This is a genomic window from Microbacterium sp. SCPM-O-B-15248 (M128) (genome assembly GCF_058214835.1).
In genome coordinates this window covers 82,338-97,127 of the sequence record NZ_JBYQLI010000005.1, presented here as the reverse complement: position 1 = coordinate 97,127, position 14,790 = coordinate 82,338, and the positions used below count along the sequence as shown (strand labels likewise).

The 14,790-nt window shown below is 67.1% G+C and carries 19 protein-coding genes; 9 read left to right on the top strand and 10 right to left on the bottom strand.

Going from position 1 to position 14,790, the window contains the following annotated elements; all coding sequences use genetic code 11:
- The first annotated feature begins 69 nt into the window (after positions 1-69).
- From AC3E6M_RS10315 to AC3E6M_RS10300, 4 genes are all read left to right on the top strand, one after another.
- Complete coding sequence (locus tag AC3E6M_RS10315; RefSeq protein WP_490529810.1) at positions 70-435, top strand: DUF1622 domain-containing protein; 366 nt, start codon at positions 70-72, stop codon at positions 433-435.
- A gap of 103 nt (positions 436-538) precedes the next feature.
- Positions 539-1,366, top strand: coding sequence for a MerR family transcriptional regulator (locus AC3E6M_RS10310; protein WP_490529809.1), 828 nt, complete (start codon positions 539-541; stop codon positions 1,364-1,366).
- A 178-nt stretch (positions 1,367-1,544) separates the two neighbouring features.
- A complete protein-coding gene (locus AC3E6M_RS10305; protein WP_490529808.1) occupies positions 1,545-2,699 on the top strand; it encodes a mechanosensitive ion channel family protein in 1,155 nt (384 codons plus the stop codon).
- A 56-nt stretch (positions 2,700-2,755) separates the two neighbouring features.
- A complete protein-coding gene (locus tag AC3E6M_RS10300; protein WP_490529807.1) occupies positions 2,756-2,953 on the top strand; it encodes a hypothetical protein in 198 nt (65 codons plus the stop codon).
- A gap of 128 nt (positions 2,954-3,081) precedes the next feature.
- Here AC3E6M_RS10300 and AC3E6M_RS10295 read toward each other — a convergent pair whose 3' ends face one another.
- Positions 3,082-4,005 carry a VOC family protein gene (locus AC3E6M_RS10295; protein ID WP_490529806.1) on the bottom strand — a complete coding sequence of 308 codons (924 nt, stop codon included), beginning with the start codon at positions 4,003-4,005 and terminating at the stop codon, positions 3,082-3,084.
- Positions 4,006-4,080: 75 nt separating this feature from the next.
- On the opposite strand from AC3E6M_RS10295, the gene AC3E6M_RS10290 reads away from it, so the two are divergent.
- Positions 4,081-4,584, top strand: coding sequence for a MarR family winged helix-turn-helix transcriptional regulator (locus tag AC3E6M_RS10290; protein ID WP_490529805.1), 504 nt, complete (start codon positions 4,081-4,083; stop codon positions 4,582-4,584).
- A gap of 41 nt (positions 4,585-4,625) precedes the next feature.
- Here the strand turns inward: AC3E6M_RS10290 and AC3E6M_RS10285 are convergent, their stop codons facing one another.
- The 4 genes from AC3E6M_RS10285 to AC3E6M_RS10270 form a co-directional block, all read right to left on the bottom strand.
- Positions 4,626-4,985, bottom strand: a complete 360-nt coding sequence (locus tag AC3E6M_RS10285) for a barstar family protein (protein WP_252370955.1) — start codon at positions 4,983-4,985, stop codon at positions 4,626-4,628.
- A 38-nt stretch (positions 4,986-5,023) separates the two neighbouring features.
- Complete coding sequence (gene poxB / locus AC3E6M_RS10280) at positions 5,024-6,748, bottom strand: ubiquinone-dependent pyruvate dehydrogenase (RefSeq protein ID WP_490529804.1); 1,725 nt, start codon at positions 6,746-6,748, stop codon at positions 5,024-5,026.
- A 389-nt stretch (positions 6,749-7,137) separates the two neighbouring features.
- The gene (locus tag AC3E6M_RS10275) at positions 7,138-7,455 is read right to left on the bottom strand and encodes a DUF3263 domain-containing protein (protein WP_490529803.1); all 318 of its coding nucleotides are present in this window, start codon (positions 7,453-7,455) and stop codon (positions 7,138-7,140) included.
- A gap of 140 nt (positions 7,456-7,595) precedes the next feature.
- On the bottom strand, positions 7,596-8,198 hold the full coding sequence (locus AC3E6M_RS10270) for a hypothetical protein (protein WP_490529802.1): 603 nt from the start codon (positions 8,196-8,198) through the stop codon (positions 7,596-7,598).
- A gap of 192 nt (positions 8,199-8,390) precedes the next feature.
- Between AC3E6M_RS10270 and AC3E6M_RS10265 the strand changes: the two genes are divergently transcribed.
- Positions 8,391-8,573 (top strand): hypothetical protein, encoded by a 183-nt coding sequence (locus AC3E6M_RS10265; RefSeq protein WP_490529801.1) that lies wholly within the window; start codon positions 8,391-8,393, stop codon positions 8,571-8,573.
- A gap of 48 nt (positions 8,574-8,621) precedes the next feature.
- Here AC3E6M_RS10265 and AC3E6M_RS10260 read toward each other — a convergent pair whose 3' ends face one another.
- Positions 8,622-9,089 (bottom strand): hypothetical protein, encoded by a 468-nt coding sequence (locus AC3E6M_RS10260; RefSeq protein WP_490529800.1) that lies wholly within the window; start codon positions 9,087-9,089, stop codon positions 8,622-8,624.
- A gap of 101 nt (positions 9,090-9,190) precedes the next feature.
- Between AC3E6M_RS10260 and AC3E6M_RS10255 the strand changes: the two genes are divergently transcribed.
- Positions 9,191-9,487, top strand: coding sequence for a hypothetical protein (locus AC3E6M_RS10255; RefSeq protein WP_490529799.1), 297 nt, complete (start codon positions 9,191-9,193; stop codon positions 9,485-9,487).
- A gap of 67 nt (positions 9,488-9,554) precedes the next feature.
- Here AC3E6M_RS10255 and AC3E6M_RS10250 read toward each other — a convergent pair whose 3' ends face one another.
- A complete protein-coding gene (locus AC3E6M_RS10250) occupies positions 9,555-10,019 on the bottom strand; it encodes a hypothetical protein (RefSeq protein ID WP_490529798.1) in 465 nt (154 codons plus the stop codon).
- Positions 10,020-10,207: 188 nt separating this feature from the next.
- On the opposite strand from AC3E6M_RS10250, the gene AC3E6M_RS10245 reads away from it, so the two are divergent.
- Complete coding sequence (locus AC3E6M_RS10245) at positions 10,208-10,363, top strand: hypothetical protein (protein WP_490529797.1); 156 nt, start codon at positions 10,208-10,210, stop codon at positions 10,361-10,363.
- A 335-nt stretch (positions 10,364-10,698) separates the two neighbouring features.
- Here the strand turns inward: AC3E6M_RS10245 and AC3E6M_RS10240 are convergent, their stop codons facing one another.
- Positions 10,699-11,631 carry a hypothetical protein gene (locus AC3E6M_RS10240; protein WP_490529796.1) on the bottom strand — a complete coding sequence of 311 codons (933 nt, stop codon included), beginning with the start codon at positions 11,629-11,631 and terminating at the stop codon, positions 10,699-10,701.
- Between the two features lie 87 nt (positions 11,632-11,718).
- Between AC3E6M_RS10240 and AC3E6M_RS10235 the strand changes: the two genes are divergently transcribed.
- Complete coding sequence (locus AC3E6M_RS10235) at positions 11,719-12,978, top strand: hypothetical protein (protein WP_490529795.1); 1,260 nt, start codon at positions 11,719-11,721, stop codon at positions 12,976-12,978.
- Between the two features lie 130 nt (positions 12,979-13,108).
- On the opposite strand, the gene AC3E6M_RS10230 is transcribed toward AC3E6M_RS10235, so the two are convergent.
- Together AC3E6M_RS10230 and AC3E6M_RS10225 are read right to left on the bottom strand one after the other, a co-directional pair.
- On the bottom strand, positions 13,109-13,963 hold the full coding sequence (locus AC3E6M_RS10230) for a DUF3037 domain-containing protein (protein ID WP_490529794.1): 855 nt from the start codon (positions 13,961-13,963) through the stop codon (positions 13,109-13,111).
- Positions 13,964-13,974: 11 nt separating this feature from the next.
- Entirely contained in the window at positions 13,975-14,739 is a 765-nt protein-coding gene (locus AC3E6M_RS10225) for a hypothetical protein (protein ID WP_490529793.1), read from the bottom strand.
- Positions 14,740-14,790 lie beyond the last annotated feature (51 nt).

The following is a 14,790-nucleotide window of genomic DNA, read 5'->3' as shown; positions in this document are numbered from 1 at the left end:
GGGGAAGTCCGCGCGGGGATCGCCTCGCTGACGCTCGCCACCGTGACTGACCCCGGCTAGAACTGCCTTATGGAGTTCTCGGAGATCATCGAAGGCATCGGAAAATCCCTGGATGCCGTGGGCGTCGCCGCAATCGTGATCGGGGTCGTCGCCGCCGTCGTGCTCGCCGCGCAACGGACCTTCCGACGCGAGCCCGATGTCTACAGTCGCTTCCGTCGGTTCCTGGGGCGTTCCATCCTCCTCGGCCTGGAGCTGCTGGTCGCCGCGGACATCATCCGCACCGTCGCCGTCACCCCGACGCTCGCGAACGTCGGGGTGTTGGCGGCGATCGTCCTCATCCGGACGTTCCTCAGCTGGTCGCTGGAACTCGAGATCACCGGCCGCTGGCCCTGGCAGAAAACCACCGCCGATCCGGTCCGCGGCACCCCGGAGTAGCGGCATCCGCTCTCCCGCGCGACGTGGTCGAGCACCCGCGACGGGGTGAAGTGGGTGGCCGGTGGCTCTCGCGCTTGACACTCACACTGTGTCAGGGTCGAACGTGGTTTCCGTCATGTACACCATTGGAGAATCCGCCGCCGTCAGGCGTGTGAGCGTGCGGATGCTGCGTCATTACGACGCGATCGGCCTGCTCGTGCCCGCGGCTGTCGACGACCGCACCGGGTATCGCCGCTACGCGACCGACCAGCTGCCGCAGCTGCTGCGGATCGTCGAGCTGCGCGACCTCGGTGTCGGGCTCGAGCGCATCGCCGAGATCACTCGCGCTCTCGAGCCGGATGTCGCTCTGCGAGCGGTCCTGGTCGCGCACCGCGCCGAGCTCGAGCGGTCGGTCGCGACAGACCGAGCGCGCCTCGCACGCATCGAGCGGCGACTCCACATCCTGGAGGGAACAACCATGCCGGACATCACCTACAAGCCCGTCGCCCCCGTCACCGTCTACGCCGCGCGCGTAGACGCGCCGGGACTCGGCCCCGAGAACGTCGGTCCGGTCATCGGACCACTCATCTACGGACTGGACACCGCACTGAAAGCCGCGGGGCGACCGCTGATCGAACCGGGGATCTTCTGGTACGACGCCGAGGCCGACGACCGCTTCTCGGTGCACGTGTCGTACACCGCCGAGGCCGACCCGGTCGAGGGTGCCGGGTACGACGTCGTCGAGCTGCCCGCGATGGAGACCGCCGCCACCTTGCTGCACCGGGGCGACATGAGCGGCATAGGGCAGTCCTGGACGACGCTCATGGAGCAGCTCACCGCCGACGGCTACCGCGTCGTCGGAGCGTGCCGCGAGGTCTACCTGCACGCCGACGGCCACGAACCCGGTCCGGACTGGGTCACGGAGCTGCAGGCACCGGTCGAGAAGGTCTGATCGCTGCCTCCACGACCCCCGTCGGGCTCGACCGGGGACGTGCGCTGTGAAGCCTTGTCCGACCAGTGGGTTTCTCGTCCCGGCGGGTGCGTTCGCGCGCCGCGATATCGGGCCTGTCCGCTTGCCCCCGCCCCGGGGCCCGCCTCTACCGTGGACAGATCCGATCGGGAGGACGCGTGTGACCGAAGAGATCGAACAGAACTGGCAGAGCTGGAGCGGATTCGCGATCGTGGCCGGCGTGGCCGTGGGCGTCGTGATCGCGATCATGATCGTCGTGGGCGTTTCGCTCACGCTCATCGGTCGCCGGAAGAGGTGGGCGGGCCAGCTCCACGAACGGGTGAGCTGGCCGTTCCGGATCACCCTGCTGCTCCTCGCGCTCACGGTGTCGATCTCCGCTCTCCCCGTGAGCGCAGGCCTGCGCGGCGGCCTGGAGCATCTCTTCGGCATCCTGGTCATCATCGCGGGCGCCTGGCTTCTCGGTCACCTGTTCCTCTTCTTCGTCGACAGCGGGAGCCAGCGCTACCGGCTCGTGGAGAGCGACACCTTCTCGGCGCGAAAGATCCGCACCCAGCTGCAGATCGTGCGCCGCCTGGTGATCGTGGTGATCGTCGTCGTCGCGGCCGGCGGCATTCTCATGACGTTCGATGCCGTGCGCGCCGTCGGCGCGAGTGTGCTCGCCTCCGCTGGCATCGCGTCGATCGTCGCAGGCCTGGCCGCCCAGTCGGTGCTGAGCAATCTCTTCGCGGGCGTGCAACTCGCCTTCAGCGAGGCGATCCGCGTCGGCGACGTCGTCGTGGTCGAAGGCGAGTACGGCCGCATCCAGGAGATCACGCTCAGCTATGTCGTGCTGGAACTCTGGGATCAGCGCACCCTCGTGCTGCCGTGCACATACTTCACCACCAACCCGTTCGAGAACTGGACCAAGCTCGGCCGAGCGCTCCTCGGCACCGTCTACTTCGACCTGGACTGGCGCGTCCCCGTCGACCAGATGCGTCTCGAGCTCGAACGGATCCTCGCCGAAACGGAGCTGTGGGATCGCGCCGCGCAGGGAGTACAGGTGACGGATGCCGTCGGCGGCATGCTGCAGGTGCGCGTCCTCGTCAGCGCCGACGACTCCGGCCGACTGTGGGACCTGCGGTGCCTCGTGCGCGAGAAGCTCGCCGAGTGGGTGCGCACCGCCCACCCGGAGGCGCTCCCCCTGCATCGCGTGCAGATGGACGAGAAGCCGATGGATGCCACGGTCGTGCGGGAGGAGGGGCCTTCGGCGCCGGAGTCTGCGAGTGTCTCGGCCTCAGTGCTGAGGCGGTCGTCGGACGGGAGCGGTGGAAGGTGAGAACGCACAACACCCGGATACGGACCGGCCTCCGCCCCCTCGGATAACGTGAGCCCGTGATGGAGTACCGCGTTCAGTTCGTGAACTACTGGTCGGAGAGAAACGGGGACGAGGTCACCGACGAGATAATGTCGCTCGAGGATGCGCGGCGCTGGATTTCCAACCACCCTCAGACTGAGTACGTCATTCTTCAGCGCGAGGCTGACCTGCCTGGGGCCATCTGGTCACTCGTGTCGCGTGAGAACGAGTGCTGATCGTCCTCACAACCAATGTCGCGCGCGCCGGAGCCTGCCAGTCGTTTTCCTTCGACGGGCCGCAATCGGAAAGGACGACCTGTCGCCCGATCGGTCCAGGGGGCGGGTGCGATGCTCGCTTCCGTGCCTCAGGCGCGCTCGGGCGTGATCGCCAGCCGTGTCCCCCACGGGTCGGAGAACCGCACGACGCGACCGTCGTCCGCCGCGGCGATGCCGTGGTCGCGCAGACGCGCAGCAAAACCCTCCACGTCGTCGCGCATGGGCACGAGAATGCGGACGTCGCCGAGCCCGAGGGTCGCGGCGCGCGGCCCCGCACCGGCGCTGTGCCAGGTGTTCATGCCCAGGTGGTGGTGGTATCCGCCCGCGGAGAGGAACAGGGCCGAGCCCAGGTCCGCGGTCACGTCGAACCCGAGGATGCCCTCGTAGAAGCGGCGAGCGGTGGGGATATCACCGACCTGGAGGTGGACGTGTCCGATGGCGGCCGTGGCATCCGTGCCGTTCTCCACGATCTCCGGGTCGTACCAGCGCTGGAGGAACTGGTTCGGGTCGAGGGCCTCCGACGCCATCTGCACCGTGCCGTCGGGGTGGATCGTCCACTGGTCGCGAGGCCGGTCGCGGTAGAGCTCGAGGCCGTTGCCCTCGGGGTCGCGGAAGTAGAACGCCTCACTGACGAGATGGTCGGCGGATCCCTCGTACAGCCGCCCGGCGTGCTGAGCCATGGATGCCAGCGCGGCGGCGAGCCGAGCCTGATCCTGGAACACGATCGCGGTGTGGTAGAGCCCGGCACCGCGGCTGTCGCGACCGGGGAGATCCTTCTCCTGGCGGAGCACGATCGACGCGACGCCGCCGCGCCCGAGCGTCGCGGTGGGACCGGTCTGGTCGAGGATGTCGAGAGTCACCGCTCGTCGGTAGAACTCGGTCATCGCGTCGAGGTCGCTCACGAGCAGCTCGACGGTGTCCATGCGGGTGCCGTCGGGCGCGGCCCCCGCGGTGGGCACGGCAGGTGCCGCCCATGCGGGCTCGGCCGCGTCGCTTGGCGGTACATGATCCACGATGGGCTCCTTCTGTCTCGTGCGATGCGACAACCGAACCATTAGTTGTCGCTACAACCAACCTAGGATGGTCGCGTGGTATTCCAGGCGCCCCGCATGAACGCTCAGGAGTCGGCCGCGTGGGTCGGATTGGTCACGGTGAGCCAGCTCCTCCCCGCCGCACTCGACGCGCAGTTGCAACGCGACTCGCGAATGACGCACTTCGAGTTCGCCGTGCTGACCGCGCTGCGGTTCGCCCCCGAGAGCACCCTTCGGATGACCGCGCTCGCCGAGGCGACGGCATCCACCCTGCCCCGTCTCTCGCACGTCTGCTCCCGGTTGGAGAAGCGCGGCCTCGTCGAGCGCTTCCCCTGCGCGGAAGACCGGCGCGCGACCAACGTCCGGCTCACCGGCGAAGGCCGTCGAGCCCTCATCCACGCCACCCCCGGTCACATCGACACCGCTCGCCGCCTCGTCGTCGACGCGCTCAGCCCGGCGCAGCTCGACGCGCTCGCCGAGATCACCGCGGTCATCCGCGGGCGGCTCGGCCACTCCCCCGATGACGATCAGACGCCGCCGGGGAGCATCTCCTCGGGGTAGGACCCCGCCAATGCGTCGACCCGCGGCGCAGCTTTCGCTCCTCAGTCCAGCACCAGCTCGATGTTCTCGTGGTCGGCGAACACCCGTCGCACCAGATCGAAGTACGTCTCACCGACACCGGCGTCGAGCGCGTCGATCGCGCGCTGCGCCGGCGCCGGCGCGTACACATCGGGGCGGGCGAGCTTGGCGCGGTAGTACTCGCGGGTCGTCTCGACGCCGAGTGCTGCACGCGACACAGCGTGATCGGCCCACACCACTCGGACGGGTTCGGCACCCTCGAGCACCCCGAACCCGCCGTACAGCACGTCGTCGAGCGCATCCAGACTCTCGCCCAGCGTCCACTCCTCATCGGGCATGAACACGCGGTTGAGCTCGCGGTACAGAGAAGGGATGCCGTGCACACGTGCCCCCTCGATGCGGAGCGACCGCTTCCCGGCGTTCAGAACAGCTGCCGGAAGTTCGTCGCGGCGAGGTCGATCAGTTCGTCGCCTCTCCCCGAGAGCACCGTCCGGATCGCGTATAGCGTGAATCCCTTGGCCTGCTCGAGCGTCACCGACGGGGGCATCGACAGTTCCTGGCGCGCGGTGTTGACCGAGACCAGAGCGGGGCCGTCGTGGGCCAGGGCCGCACCCAGGGCCGCCTCGAGGTCGTCGGACTCGTCGACCCGGAAGCCTTTCAGCCCGATCGCCTCGGCGACGGCGGCGAAGTCGGGGTTCTTCAGGTCAGTGCCGAAGGTGACGAAGCCCGCGGCTTTCATCTCGAGCTCGACGAAGTTCAGCGACGAGTTGTCGAACACCACGACCTTCACCGGCAGCTCGTTCTGCACGATCGTGATGAGCTCGCCGAGCAGCATCGCCAGCCCTCCGTCGCCGGCCAGCGCGACGACCTGCCGGTCGGGGAACGCCTCCTGCGCGCCGATCGCGTGCGAGACGGCGTTGGCCATCGTGCCGTGCGAGAACGACCCCATCAGTCGGCGCTCCCGGGTCATCGTGAGATACCGCGCGGCCCAGACGACCGGCGAACCGACGTCGGGAATGAAGACGGCATCGTCGGCGGCGAGCCGGTCGAGCGTCCGCGCCACGAACTGCGGGTGCAGCGGCTTGCCGCGCCCCGCGGGAACCGCGAGGTCGTCGAGCTTCGCGCGCGTCTTGCGGTAGTGCTCGCGCGCCTCGTCGGCGTGCCGCGTCGGCTTCCCCTCCGTCAGCAGCGGCAGCAGGGCCTCGACCGTGTCACGGACCGTGCCGACCAGTCCGATGTCGACCGGATGCCGTCGTCCGAGCTGCGCGCCCCGGATGTCGACCTGGATGTGGGTGGCGTGCTGCGGATAGAACTGCGGGTACGGGAAGTCGGTGCCGAGCATGAGCACCACGTCGGCGTCCTCCATGGCGCGGTAGCCCGACGAGAAACCGAGCAGTCCCGTCATCCCCACGTCGTAGGGGTTCTCCCACTCGATGTGCTCCTTGCCGCGCAGCGCGTGCACGACGGGCGCCTGGAGGCGCGCCGCCAGCTCGACGACCTCGTCGTGCGCGCCGGCCACGCCCGCCCCCGCGAGGATCGTGACCTTCTCGGCGGCGTTGAGGACGTCGGCCGTGCGTCGCAGCTCGTCATCGGAGGGAAGGATGCGAGGGGTCGCGCGCTCGATCGCGACGACACGCTCGTTCTTCGCCTTGGCCAGGAGCACATCACCCGGGATCACCAGAACGGCGACACCCCGCTTCTCGATCGCCTCGCGCATCGCGATCTCCATCAGTCGCGGCATCTGCACCGGATCGGCGACGTACTCGACGTAGACCGCGCACTCGCGGAAGAGCTCCTGCGGATGCGTCTCCTGGAAGTAGTTCGTGCCGATCTCGGCCGTCGGAATGTGCGCCGCGATGGCCAGCACCGGCACACGTGAGCGGTTGGCATCGTAGAGACCGTTGATGAGGTGGAGGTTGCCGGGGCCGCAACTGCCCGCGCAGACCGCCAACTCGCCCGTCAGCTCCGCCTCGGCCGCCGCGGCGAAAGCCGCCCCCTCCTCGTGCCGCACGTGCGCCCACTGGATCACGCCGTCTCGGCGGATGGCATCCGTGAAGCCGTTCAGTGAATCTCCGGGGAGACCGTAGACGCGAGCGACGTTCTGACGGCGAAGGAGGGCGACGATGTTCTCGGCGACGGTGGTCACGGGTGTTCCTTTCGGCGAGGGTGCGGAGGCGTTCGGTCGTGTCGGTGATGCCTCCCGTGACTCACGCTACGCCTGCCCCGGTTGCCGCGGTTTGGCCCTGCGGGGGCCATGGTCGGTCGATCGCGCGCCGGAGGACGCCCCGACACGGGGGTGGAGAGGCGGTCGCGACGTGTCGGATCTGCATCCGGCTCAGGTATCCAGACGCGAACGGACGGCCGGCCGATCGGCCTCTCGCGGCAACGACGAAGGGCCCGCCCATCAGGCGGACCCTTCGTCATTCTTGTCGGGATGACAGGATTTGAACCTGCGACCCCTTGATGACCTCGCCCCCTTCGACGTTGACGGACGGTGACGGACACCGACCCGCAGATCCCCCGCGCGATCAGGCGTTATCTCGCCTCACCGGCAGACACTCGCGGACAGCGGAGAATGCTCGCGTACTCCGACATGTTGTCCGAATGTTGTCCGTCAGCTCGCGTGACGACGGCGCTGCTCGGCCGCCCCGGCATCTTGTCGTCGCCGAAGTCGACGCACCAGCATGGGCCGCGCTTCCAGCGCCTCGACCGTATCGAGCACACGGCCAGCACCTGGAAGTATCGCGCCGGCGACACTCCGAACCGCGCGCGGATCGCCTCGTCCTTCCGACCCGACCACCGAGGCCACTGCTCCTCGAAGTCGAGCAGCTCCGCCATCTTGATGCTCGTCACGTGGATAGTCTGCGCGGGACCTCCGACATCCGGAATGCGCTCCCCGCGTGACCCTGCCGCCGCCAATCGCATGCCCGCGCTGCGGGGACGGTCATCGCCGCGACGTGGTGCCACGCCTGCGGGATGCAAGTCGTTCCGCGTTACGCCGTCGGTGGCGTGCCGAAGTAGATCCGCTCTCCCGTGTTCCGCATCGTCACGAGGACCTGCGCCACGGTGATGCCCTCGGGGAGGGCCTGCACATCGGAGAACCGCGCGGTTGCCGGCGCGTACATCTCCCCGATGTTGACGATGTTCTCTTCCGGCCCGCCGACTCCCGCCGTGATTGCACTCCAGGTGTTGCCGTCAGATCCGACCACCGCTACGTCGAGGTCGTACCCCGGCGCCATTGGATAATCGAGCAGCCGCTCCAACGTTCCGGTGTAGCCCATGAACACGGTCCCCGCCTCGGGCCGCGAGTATTGCAGGTAGCTCTCGTCGTCACCGTAGAGCTCTCTGGCTGCGGCCAGGATCTCCTCGCCCATGTCGCGCGGCTGGTCGATCGTCACGGTCCACGCCGGGCCGCCAGCCTCGCCGATGTCGTCGAAAGTGTAGCTCTGCCCGAACGGGATCGGGTTCGATCGCGTCCCAGCCGCCTCCGCCTCCGCCGCTTCCTGAGTCGGGGTCGGCTCCGCTTCCGCTATCGGCGCTGACTCCGCGGGGGCGGACTCCGCCGCCCCGCACCCCGTCAGCAGCAGCCCGAGCACCGCCACACCTACAATCCATGCCCCCATGCGCTTCATGTCCCGAAGCGTAGCCTGTCGGCCGTTGCGGTTACGATCTTGATGAGTGCCTTGTCGTTCATGCGCCGGTCGACGGCGTCGGCGTAGCGCACGATCGCCCGCGGCGGCGAGCTGCAGACTCTGACCGCCGCCGAGCTCCGGCTCGACGAAGTCCCGGTGACGGTCGATCCGAAGCCGCGGCGAAAGGTGAAGGCGTGGGTGCGGTTCGGGACCGTGCCGGTGCGGGTCGACGCCGTGGCCGCGCGGTGGACGCCGGACGCGATCGGCATCGTCTTCCACGTGGAGGAGGCCGAGTACCGGTGCTGGGTGTGGCTCGGCGCTGTCGACGAATCGGCCTGAGCAGTTCGCATCGCTGGCCCAGCTTCAAGAGCTGGGGCTCGGGAGGGGTTACGCGATCGACAGATTGAGCGGCGACGGTGGGTCGTAATGCTCGGTATCGACGACCCACAACGCTCGATGCGTTGCGTCCACCTGCACGCCGGCAACGTAGATCTCCGCGGTGAAGGAGTACCTACCGTCGACCCCGGCTGGCACCACGGTGTAGAAGGCGAACGTCGTGCCGAAAGGCTCGTCCCCCGATCCACGCTTCGGGTCATGCGACAGGATCTCACCCTCGAACATCAGATTGCCAAGCGGATCTCGCGCGAACAGCTTGATCGAGACATCGACCATCACGTTGAGGAACGGATGGTCCAGATCCTCCAGCACCAGGAGCACAGCGAGCTTCACCGCGCGATGCGCCGGGTGAGCGTGCCAGCGCATGACTCCGAGCCCAGTGATTGTCTTCGCCGTCGCGCCATACGTATCGAACTCGACCGAGCCAGCGAACTCGAGCGTGCGTATCTTGACCGTCACGCCGACGACTCTCCTGCCCAGGGCGAGTGACACCTGATTGCGTCCTCCGAACGGGGGACAACACGGGGCGTAATGGCGCGCTCCGCGAATGGGGGAAGTGGATGCAACATCTGCGACGTCTGTGGGCGCGCCTGATCGAGCGTCCGCAACTCATCGCGGACCCGGACTGCGGGGAGTGCTACGGCCGCGGGTTCGACGCGGGCGGGCAGCCGTGCGTGTGCGTGCGGGAGATCCGCGTCGGCCGCGGCATGGTCGGCACGCCCGACGGTCCGGGGCTCGTGGCGTGCGGCGCATGCGGGGAGATTCGCCCGCGCTCTCGAGCGGTGCAGGTGACCGCGTCGGATTGGGCCTGTGGTGACGAGCACGCGGCGCAGATCGCTGAGGAGCAGGCCCTGTAACGAGGAAACGCCCCCGGCGCCACCTCGCAAGGGAGGGGCGCCGGGGGCGTCGTCGTGTGTTCAGTTGTCAGGGTGTGCCGTAGAACGACTTCTGGTTCAGCGACACGGCCGCGCAGGTCGTCGCGTCGAGCGCGGAACCCCACGTGATGAACTCGTAGAGGTCTCCGGCGTAGAAGCCCGAGATCGTCGACCGCGGGATGGCTCCGAGCGCGGTGCGGTCCGGGGTGAGCGTCGCACCCGATCGGGAGTACCAACTGCCAGTTCCGGCGCCCTCGTCCTTTCGGACGGTGTTTACGGTTCCGGTGTCGATCCACCCCACCTGATGCAGCGTCCCATCGAACACGCCACCCGCGTTCGCCGTGCCGAGCGCCGTGCCCGACTGGGTCTGTGTGCTCGTCTTCGCTCGAGTCGCGTCGGTCGAGTCCCCCGTGAGGAGGCTGTACTGCCCCTGCGTGGTCGCGGAGTTGCCCCGAGAACACGCCCTTGGACTGCTGCGCTGGCCGCGGAACGACACCGAGGATCGACGCTGCACCGGCGGCCCATAGTCCGGCCGAGCCGTTCATCAGGAGGTCGTCTGTTCCATCGAATCGAGGAGCGACCTTCAACCCCGTAGTGAACGTTCCGGCCGTCATGATGCAGGGCTGAGCGGATGCGCTCTCAGCGCAGCGCGTGCGGCGCAGCGTGCGCACCATCAAGCGGTGGGGCCTAGGCGGGATGCCGATGAGGTGGGAGATCCAGCACGGCCAGAAGGTCCGCGTCGTCGACGAGGAAGTGCTCCTCAGGTGGTGGCGCGATCGGCTCGACGGGTGGCCGGCGCACCAGTATCGGCTGCGCCGGATCCACGCCGCGGCCGCCGCCGAGCAGCCCGCGCAGTAGCTCTCCGCGGATGCCATGTTGTCTGGATGTTGTCTAGCGACCTGGCCACGGAAACAGTTAGAGGCCCGGACCCTCGCATTTCTGCGGAAGTTCGGGCCTCTTCCGGTCGGGATGACAGGATTTGAACCTGCGACCCCTTGACCCCCAGGTGCACTGTATGTGCCATTTACCACCGCTAACCAGGGTTTTCCGTTTCCACGCATGTCAGAGAACCTCGGGAGTTGCCATGTTTGCAGGATGTTGGTCACCTGATTGGTCCACTTCTCGTGGAAGAAGAAAACTGGTTCCGAAGGGGGCTGCCCCCGCAGCTGGGTTTTCGCGTTCTTCGGCAAGAGTTACGGGGACTGGACCTCGCCATCGGGGACGACATTGGCGTCCCGGCCCGGGTCCGGATAGTAACCCTCCGATGCGTCGCCGATGTCGACGAGATCGGTGGCAGCGAACTGGAAGTGAGCCCAGCCCTCGCTCGCACGCCAGCGGTATAGGCCGACGCTCTCGTCGACGAAGTGTCGGCCGATCCAGACTTCGTCGAGGGTGCCGGTGTCAGTGAGAGTGCCGCCGAGAAGGTCGTTGTCGAGGCGGCGAACGACATCGAAGTGACTCTGTGCGTGGAGCCAGAGGAACAGTGCGCGGCGGTCGGCGGTCGCGCGGCCGACCTTCTCAACGTCCGACGCATGCGCGCCAGCGAGCTGCGCCGATACGAATTCGGAGATGTAGTCCTCTTCTGGCGGGCTCCAGGTGAAGCCATCGTCGACGATGAGGAGGGCGCACAGACCGGCGGGCAGTGATGCCTCGACGTGTGCGGCGGTAACGCCGACACTCGCCATGGCATGAAGCGTGGCGAACATCGGCGGACGATGCCCCTGGGGCGTGAAGGCATGCTGCTGCCAGCTGTCACTCCACACCGCGTGCTCGTTCCGGCTCTCGAGATCGGCGAGCCACACCGCCAGAGATTGCTTTGTCTTTCGCGCGTTCCCGCTGGCCTGCACAGTGATCACCCACCCGTGATCGAGCCCATCGATGTTCCACGCCGCATCCGGGAAGTGCTGCGACCATCCAGCGGAGTCGCCGACGATCGCACCGTCGGCGATCGTGGAGACTTCCACCGCAACCGTCGTCGAACCATCGGTGAGATCGAAGTCGTGCGTTCCCGGGGCTGCGCCCTTTACATCCCTCGGGACGACCATCCAGTCCGCGCCGTACACGGCCCGCATCGACTGTGCGGCGCGGACTTCTCGATCGTCCAGATCCGTGTTCCCTTTGGCCATACCGAACGCTAGCAGCGAGCAAGGGGCTAGGACATGCTCCGGCGGTCGGCGTCCTTGCTCGACGCCGGCAGGTTCCAGAATGGGTGCATGCATCAGCGCACGAATCCGATCTCGGGGTATGAGATTCGGTATGACGAACGGTTGGAGCGGGCAAAGGAAGCCGCGCGTAACGTCGAGAACGAGGCTCTTCTGAGTGTCGAACTCGTGCAGCTCGTGGACACCATCGTCGAGCGGCATGCGGCCGGTTTCGTCGAGCCGGTGTGGGACTCGTTCGCGTTCAAGACGCACGAGTATCCCAATGATGCCAATCCCGACGCGGCCCCGGTTCTGCGGATCACCGCGGAGTTGAGGGTGCTCGGTGCCGCGCAGGCCCTGAAGGGTGTCTCGCAGGGTGGGCACGGCACGGGGGCGTCGGAGTGGGACGAGTCTTCGATCGGGGAATGGTGGATGGAGATCCACCTCGATCTGACCGATAACGTCGAGGACGCTGCCACGTTGAGTTCCGAGATCGCGGCCTTTCGAGACGCGTGGTTCAAGGCCCTCGGGCAGGCGATAGCAGACTCGCAAGCGGAGATAGAGGCGCACCGTGGTGCCGTCCGCGCGGCTGTCACCGAGATTCTGGCACCCCGGTTGAACCGGTACCGCGCACTTCACTCGGTGAGCCAGGCGCTGGCAATCCCCCTCAACCGCGTGGATGGTTCCCTTGCCGTTGATATCCCGATGCGTCCCCGCGCCCTCACCATGAGTCAGATTGAGGTCTTGGCGCGCGACGAGGGCAGCAGGCATGGGCTCGCCGAGAGTGTCGCCGACGCGTTGATTGCCCAGATCGCGGCATTCGGTAACGCTCTGGAACGGCTGCCTGCCACTGCGAACAAGCTGGCGGGCGCCGACGAGGAGTCCATCCGAGACGTGCTGCTGTTCGTTCTCAACGCGAACTGGGCGGGTCAGGTGACCGGGGAGACGTTCGTCGGCGGTGGCAAGACGGACATCCACATGACGTGGAATGGCCGAGAAGCGTTCATCGGGGAGTGCAAGTTCTGGGCCGGCCGCAGCCAGTTCGCGAAGGCACTGGGCCAACTCCTCGATCGCTACACTGTCTGGCGTGCCACCCGGGTCGCGCTGGTGCTGTTCATCCGAGACCGGGTCGACATCTCTGCCACGATCGCGAAGGCGTGGACAACGATCACCAGCCACGAGCGGTTCGTCGCCGAAGCGAGCTCGGGCGCGGACGAGCTACGGGCCGCGCACATGGCCGCGCAGCACGACCGCGCACAGCTTGTTCACCTCACCCTCGTCCCCGTCGTGATACCCGGCGAAAGCGAAGCCACCGTCCACGACCACGATTGACCTCATCTCGCTCACAACCAACGGATGCAAGGAGCAGTCAGGAATGCGCTCCGTCAGTCACATGGTCGAGCTCGCGGGCTGGTGGTCGCGTGACTGCTCTCCGCTCCCCCGGGCTTCCGGGGGCCTGCAGCTACTGGCCCGCGAGCACCGCCACGCGCGAATGAAACTCGTCCACGGAGTGAGCCGTGATGTTGTTCAACTGCCACGCCTCTTGCGCGGCCTCGAAGATGTCAGAACGCCACTGCCGTTCGCGGTCGGAGGTCGGAGGGTCGTAGACGACGTCGATCGGAGCGTCCGCTGGCAACGTCGCAGTACGTGAACTGCCGAGCTGCAGGTTCGCCCCATCGGCACGCAAACGACTCACCAGATAGTTCCAGGACTGGATTTCGCGATCGAGCGGCTCAAGCGACGCGACGTCGAACGCCCACACATTGGTCAGGGAGTTGGTCCGCCTATCGGAGCGCAATAGGTCGAAGCTCCCCCGTTGCTTCCCAATCCGCACCTTTGGCTGAACGAACAAGTCCTGTCCGATCACCAGACCGCCTTCGAACACGAGGGTGTCGCGCACGTCCGCGCGGAGGGATTGCCGTGTCAGGCCCCGACGTCTGCGGGTGGGCTCGCGCTCCACGAGGTGCGGGAAGAGCATCTCCACTCCCGCACGTGCCGACTCAACATCGATGGGGGCGGGCTCGGAGAACTGGACGGAGTTGGCTTGACGCGAGCGCAGTTGCGCGATCCAGCCGCTACTGACCGACTGCTCGCCAAACCCTACGCTGCCGTGGTGCTCGACGGTTCGGCGAAACCATGTGATCCAGTTGGTGAGTTCGCGCAGGTCGGAACTGAGGTTGCCGTGGTTTCGGACGTACCGTGGGTCGAAGCCGACAGCCCAGTCGCCGCCGTCTCGGCCGCAGACGAGACCGACGTTGGTGAACTCGCCCCGTGCGATGTTCGGGACGAATCGGATGATCCAGTACTGGTAGCTCACGAGGCACCTCCCTAGGAGTGTCGGCTCTGGTTGGCGGCGGCGCGCAGTCGTTCGGCTACGCCCTCTGTGCGTAGGAACAGTATGGATGCCAGCTCCGACAGTTCCTGCGGTGTGGTCTCCCACTCTAACGGAACGCTGCTGGCGACAGCCTGGATCATCGCCAGGCTCAGGCCGTCGATCCGGTCTGCCGCTTCACGCAGTCCGCTCGCGGACGCAACGCCCGGGTCGAGGTCGAACTGCCAAGGTGTCGTGGCGATCTTCTTCAAGGCATCGATCGTCCAGTCGGACTCGCCGGCGAGCCAGAAGCCATGGTCGAACGACCAGATGCTGTAGTCCTCTGTGGTCTGGTGCAGCCATTGCGGGTCGTCGCCCATGCAGAGATCCCACAACGCGAGAATGTGAGCCTGTCGGCGCCGGTTGTCGTCTAGCCGGGAATAAGTGCCCCATTCTTCGGCGACGACCACGTCCTCGACGTTCAGTGAGCCATGCCCGGTACCCCCGCGCAGGCGGTGCCCCTCTGCGTACTCCCAGTTGAAGGCTCCCGGGATCTCGATGAGCGAGTTGGCAGGAACTGGAGCCCCGATGAGTCTCCCGATGCCGTAGGCGACCGCTTCAGCGACCAGTGTGCGGGAGCCTTGCGGGTTGCCCGGCGGCTTGACCCAGTATTGCTGGCCGTCCGATGCCAATCCGAGAAACGCCGCTGACCCCGAGATCCCACGCCGTAGCGGCGCGACCAAGGCCACCTGTGGTGGTGGGGAGAACTCGGGAAGGGTCACATTCGGAGCATATCGACGGGCGCTGCTGTCTCATCGCAGGCCTGCCCGGCA